We start from the raw sequence: 5,412 nt of genomic DNA, 5'->3' as shown, positions 1-5,412 counted from the left end.
GGCGTCCACCGGGTGGAATCCGGGCGACACCGGGACCTCCGGGCTGCCGAGGGCGCGCACCTCCTGAGACGATGGGGGCATGAGCGAGACCGAGGTGACCATCCGTCCCGTCGTCGACGCCGAGGCCGGCGAGCTCCTGACGCTGCGCCGCGCCGCCTTCGTCACCGAGGCCCAGCAGTACGACGACCCGCACATCCCGCCGCTGACCCAGACGCTGTCGGAGCTGCGCGCGGACCTCGCGGCCGAGGGCGTCGTCACGCTGGGCGCGTGGGCCGGCCACCGCCTGGTCGGGTCGATCCGCGTGGTGCTGGAGGGCAAGAAGGCCACGCTCGGCCGGTTCGCCGTCGCGCCCGACCAGCAGGGTCACGGCATCGGCACCCAGCTGCTGCTCGCGATCCTGCCGCACCTGCCCGAGGACGTCGAGGAGGTCTGGGTGTTCACCGGGCGGGACTCGGTCCACAACCTCGCGCTGTACGAGAAGCACGGCTACACGCACGAGCACGACCAGACGGTCGGGGACCTGACGTACGCGTACCTGCGGCGGATCCTCGGGGACGCCGACGCGGAGGCGCCCGCCTCGGCCTGACGCCCGACCGGGGGCGGTCGACCGGTCCGCGGACTCGCCGTCCCGCTCGGCCGGGGACGTTGCTACCCTGACGGGGTCGCGACTGGCGCACAGGTGGGTCACCACCGGGGAGCGACGCAGCAGCACGACGTCGGGTCGGACGCCTGGGCCCCGCGGTCACCCCACACCATCGATCGGTGTGCGGTCGACAGACCGCGCCCGCCGACTGCCGAGGAGACGCATGAGCGCCGAGAACACGCCCCTGCTCGACCAGAACCTGTCCCAGGTGGACCCGGAGATCGCGGCGGTCCTGGACGGGGAGCTCGCCCGCCAGCAGGGCACGCTCGAGATGATCGCGAGCGAGAACTTCGTCCCGCGCGCCGTCCTGCAGGCGCAGGGCTCCGTGCTGACCAACAAGTACGCGGAGGGCTACCCGGGCCGCCGCTACTACGGCGGCTGCGAGCAGGTCGACATCGCCGAGACCCTGGCGATCACCCGCGCCAAGGAGCTGTTCGGCGCCGAGCACGCGAACGTCCAGCCGCACTCCGGCGCCACCGCGAACGCGGCCGTGCTGCACGCCCTCGCCAACGCCGGCGACCGCATCCTGGGCCTCGAGCTGGCCCACGGCGGCCACCTCACGCACGGCATGAAGATCAACTTCTCCGGCAAGCTCTACGACGTCGGCGCCTACGGCGTGAACCCGGACACCTTCCTCATCGAGCCGGAGGCGATCCGCGAGGCCGCGCTGAAGCACCGCCCGGCCGTGATCATCGGCGGCTGGTCCGCGTACCCGCGGCACCTCGACTTCGCCGCGATGCGCGAGATCGCCGACGAGGTCGGCGCGAAGCTCTGGGTCGACATGGCGCACTTCGCCGGCCTGGTCGCCGCGGGCCTGCACCCGTCGCCCGTGCCGTACGCGGACGTCGTGTCCTCGACCGTGCACAAGACCATCGGCGGCCCGCGCTCGGGCTTCATCCTGAGCCGCGAGGAGTACGCCAAGAAGATCGACTCCGCCGTGTTCCCGGGCCAGCAGGGCGGCCCGCTCATGCACGTCATCGCCGCCAAGGCCGTGTCGTTCAAGATCGCCGGCGGCGAGGACTTCAAGGACCGCCAGCAGCGCACGATCGACGGCGCGCGGATCATCGCCGACCGCCTGGTCTCGCCCGAGGTCGCCGCCGCGGGCGTGTCCGTCCTGACCGGCGGCACCGACGTGCACCTGGTGCTGGTCGACCTGCGGAACTCGCAGCTCGACGGCCAGCAGGCCGAGGACCTGCTGCACGACGTCGGCATCACGGTGAACCGCAACGCGGTGCCGTTCGACCCGCGCCCCCCGCGTGTCACGTCCGGCCTGCGGATCGGCACCCCGGCGCTCGCGACCCGCGGGTTCGGCGACGCCGAGTTCACCGAGGTCGCGGACATCATCGCGACCGCGCTGACCGCCGGTGCGTCCGCCGACGTCGAGGGCCTGCGGGCGCGGGTGGCCAAGCTGGCCGACGCGTTCCCGCTGTACCCCGGCCTCCAGCAGTACTGATCGGGGCGGCGACATGACGGCGAAGACGCTCGACGGCAAGGCCACGGCCGCCGCGATCAAGGGCGAGCTGAAGGCGCGGGTCGCCGCGCTGGCCGAGCGCGGCATCACGCCCGGGCTCGGCACGCTGCTGGTGGGCGAGGACCCGGGCTCGGTGTCCTACGTCGCCGGCAAGCACCGGGACTGCGCGGAGGTCGGCATCGCCTCCATCCGCGAGGACCTGCCCGCCGACGCCTCCCAGGAGGACATCGAGGCCGCCGTGCAGCGGCTGAACGAGGACCCGGCGTGCACCGGGTTCATCGTGCAGCTGCCGCTGCCGCGCGGCGTCGACACCAACCGGGTGCTGGAGCTCGTCGACCCCGACAAGGACGCCGACGGCCTGCACCCGACCAACCTCGGCCGCCTGGTGCTGCGGGTCAACGAGGAGATCGACTCCCCGCTGCCCTGCACGCCGCGCGGCATCATCGAGCTGCTCACCCGGCACGGCGTCGACCTGGCCGGCGCGGACGTCACGGTGATCGGCCGCGGCACGACGGTCGGGCGGTCCATCGGGCTGCTGCTGACCCGCCGCGCCGTGAACGCCACGGTGACGCTCACGCACACCGGCACCGCCGACCTGGGCGAGCACACCCGGAACGCCGACGTGATCGTGGCCGCCGCGGGCGTGCCGGGGATCCTCACGGCCGACCTGGTGAAGCCGGGCGCCGTCGTCGTGGACGTGGGCGTGTCGCGGGTGTCCGACCCGGAGACCGGGAAGAGCCGGATCGCGGGCGACGTGGACGCGGGGGTGGCCGAGGTGGCCGCCTGGGTGAGCCCCAACCCCGGCGGAGTCGGGCCGATGACGCGCGCGATGCTGCTGGCCAACGTGGTGGAGTCCGCCGAGCGCCAGGCCTGAGCCGGCGCGCCGACGCCCGGGTCGAGCCGGCCCCGTGGGGGACCGGCGCGACCCGGGCGTCGCGCTGTCCGTGCTCGGTCCGCGAGGTCGAGGCTCTGCCGCGACGCGGCCGCCGGAAACGCTCGACCTCGCCGAGACCGCTCGACCTCGGCGGGCACGCTCCGCGCGGGGCGTCAGGCGGCCGGGGGCGCCGTGGTGGTCGCCAGGATCGCGGCCGCCGTGGTCGCGTCGACCACGTCGGCCAGCGGGGCGTACAGCCGGATCGCGTCCAGGGCGCGCGCGTGGCTCGCGTCGTCGGCGCCCGCGCACGCCTCCGCGACCACGCGCACGGCCACGCCGGCGTCCGCCGCGGGCAGCGCCGTGGACAGCACGCAGCAGTCGGTCGAGACCCCGGCGAGCAGCATCGTGTCGCCGGGGCCGACGTGCGCGGCGAGGTCCGGGCCCCACTTGCCGAAGGTGGTGGCGGTGACGACCGCGGCCTCTGCGGCGAGGTCGGCGAGCGCGGGCACGATCGCGTACGCCGGCGCGTCCTCGGGCTGCAGGGCGAAGGGCCAGTCCGCGTAGTACGCCACCCAGGCGCCCTCGGGCCGGTCGGGCGCCACGAACCGGGTGAACACCGTCCGCTCGGCGCCGGCCTGCTCGGCGAGGGCCCGGACCACCGGTAGCGCCTCGCCGAACCGCGGCGCGGCCCAGGGGCTGTCCGCGTCGGCGAAAACCGGCTGCATGTCGACCACGACCAGCACCGCCCGCCCGGGCGTCGCGCCGCCGGGACCGTGCGCCCCTGGCGCCGTCGTGCCGTCCGCCTCGCCCGCGCCGCCCGGGCCGCCCGGGCCGCCCGCCCCGTCCGGACCGCTCGCGGCATCCGCATCGGTCACCGCGCCACCCCCGCGCCGGCCTCCGCGTCCACGCCCGCCGACGGCGGCAGCGACTCCTGCCGCCGGACCGCCCCGCGCCGCAGCAGCAGCGTGCCGAGGAACCCGACCGCGAGGGCGACCAGCACCCCGAGGTTGGCGTACGCCCACGCCCCGGACGTCCCGCCCAGCCCGAACGGCCCGAGCAGGTAGCCCTGCCAGGACAGCCACCCGGCGGACGCGTTGGTGACGAGCCCCCAGCCCAGCACCGTGCCGAGCCCGAGCAGCGCCAGCGGCACCCCGGCGGCCCGGCCGTAGCGGCCGCGCGGGTCGAAGAGGTCGCGGTCGTCGTAGTCGCGTCGGCGCAGCAGCACGTCGGCGATCATGATGCCCGCCCACGCCGCGATCGGGACGCCGAGCGTGATGAGGAAGCCCTGGAACACGCCGAAGAACGTGTCGGAGCCGAACACGATGTAGATCGTGCCGAGCACCATGATGACGCCGTCGATCCCGGCGGCGACGGGCCGGCTGACGGGCAGGCCGGTCGAGACCAGCGCCAGCCCGGACGAGTAGATGTCCAGGACGGCGCCGCCGATCAGCCCGAGCACGGCCACGATCGCGAACGGCACCAGGTACCAGGTCGGCAGGATGGTGGTCAGCGCGCCGATGGGGTCGTCGCTGATGGCCGCGCGCAGCTCGGGGTCGGAGCCGGCCAGCAGCAGGCCGAACAGCAGCAGCACGACGGGCGCGAGCGACGCGCCGAAGGTGGTCCACCCCACGACGCCCCGGCCGGAGGTGTGCCGGGGGAGGTACCGGGAGTAGTCGGCGGCCATGTTGACCCAGCCGAGCCCGAACCCGGTCATCATGAACACGAGCGCCCCGATGAAGGCCTGGGCCGTGCCGCCCGGCAGGGCGGTCACCGCGGCGGTGTCGACGTGGTCCAGGACGAGCAGCACGTAGCCGACGGTGAGCACGGCGGTCACCACGGTGATGACGGTCTGCATCCGCATGATCAGGTCGAAGCCGAACACGCCGCCCGCGATGATGAGCCCCGCGACGACGACCAGCGCCACGATCTGCACCCCGGTGCCGCCGCCCCAGCCGAGCGCCTCCACGACGGTGGCGGTCGCGAGGGTGGCGAGCGCGGTGAGGATCGTCTCCCAGCCGACGGTGAGCAGCCAGGACAGCACGGCGGCCACGCGGTTGCCCTGCACGCCGAGCGCCGCGCGGGACAGCACCATCGTGGGCGCCGAGCCCCGCTTGCCGGCGAGCGCGACGATGCCGCAGAGCAGGAACGAGAAGACGATGCCGACGACGCTCGCGACCACGGCCTGGGCGAACGACACCCCGAAGTCGAGGACCCACGCGCCGTAGGACAGGCCGAGCACGGACACGTTCGCGGCGAACCACGGCCAGAACAGCTGGCGCGGGGTGCCCTTGCGGTCGCGGTCGGCGATGACGTCCACGCCGGCGGACTCGACGGCCAGCGCGCGCCCGGGCGGGACGGTGCCGCCCGGTGCGGCGTCGGGGGCGGCACCGGGGCCGGTGGCGGGTGCGGTGCCCGCCGGGGGAG

Annotated in this window: 5 protein-coding genes and 1 riboswitch; of the genes, 3 read left to right on the top strand and 2 right to left on the bottom strand. The window is 74.8% G+C overall.

The window, feature by feature from the left end:
- Nucleotides 1–79: 79 nt before the first annotated feature.
- The 3 genes from MHY85_RS20070 (at nt 80) to MHY85_RS20060 (ending at nt 2,988) form a co-directional block, all read left to right on the top strand.
- Complete coding sequence (locus MHY85_RS20070; protein ID WP_239199981.1) at nt 80–586, top strand: GNAT family N-acetyltransferase; 507 nt, start codon at nt 80–82, stop codon at nt 584–586.
- 68 nt (nt 587–654) lie between these two features.
- Nucleotides 655–742: riboswitch (ZMP/ZTP riboswitch) on the top strand.
- Nucleotides 743–806: 64 nt separating this feature from the next.
- On the top strand, nt 807–2,096 hold the full coding sequence (gene glyA, locus MHY85_RS20065) for a serine hydroxymethyltransferase (protein ID WP_158374257.1): 1,290 nt from the start codon (nt 807–809) through the stop codon (nt 2,094–2,096).
- A 13-nt stretch (nt 2,097–2,109) separates the two neighbouring features.
- Nucleotides 2,110–2,988, top strand: a complete 879-nt coding sequence (locus MHY85_RS20060; RefSeq protein ID WP_239199979.1) for a bifunctional methylenetetrahydrofolate dehydrogenase/methenyltetrahydrofolate cyclohydrolase — start codon at nt 2,110–2,112, stop codon at nt 2,986–2,988.
- A 173-nt stretch (nt 2,989–3,161) separates the two neighbouring features.
- Here MHY85_RS20060 and MHY85_RS20055 read toward each other — a convergent pair whose 3' ends face one another.
- Both MHY85_RS20055 and MHY85_RS20050 read right to left on the bottom strand, forming a co-directional pair.
- Nucleotides 3,162–3,863, bottom strand: coding sequence for an isochorismatase family protein (locus MHY85_RS20055; protein WP_308191452.1), 702 nt, complete (start codon nt 3,861–3,863; stop codon nt 3,162–3,164).
- The coding region (locus MHY85_RS20050; RefSeq protein ID WP_374234199.1) for a cytosine permease at nt 3,860–5,412 on the bottom strand (1,553 nt) is incomplete at its 5' end. The genes MHY85_RS20050 and MHY85_RS20055, both read right to left, overlap by 4 nt.

This window comes from Cellulomonas sp. ACRRI, assembly GCF_022346185.1.
GTDB lineage: Bacteria > Actinomycetota > Actinomycetes > Actinomycetales > Cellulomonadaceae > Cellulomonas.
Note: the sequence above shows the minus strand (reverse complement) of the source record. Positions and strands in the feature narration are given on the sequence as shown.

Excerpts from the sequence above, each read along its gene's own strand:
- MHY85_RS20070 (WP_239199981.1), top strand. The coding sequence starts at position 80 with ATGAGCGAGACCGAGGTGACCATCCGTCCCGTCGTCGACGCCGAGGCC.
- glyA (WP_158374257.1), top strand. The coding sequence starts at position 807 with ATGAGCGCCGAGAACACGCCCCTGCTCGACCAGAACCTGTCCCAGGTG.
- MHY85_RS20060 (WP_239199979.1), top strand. The coding sequence starts at position 2,110 with ATGACGGCGAAGACGCTCGACGGCAAGGCCACGGCCGCCGCGATCAAG.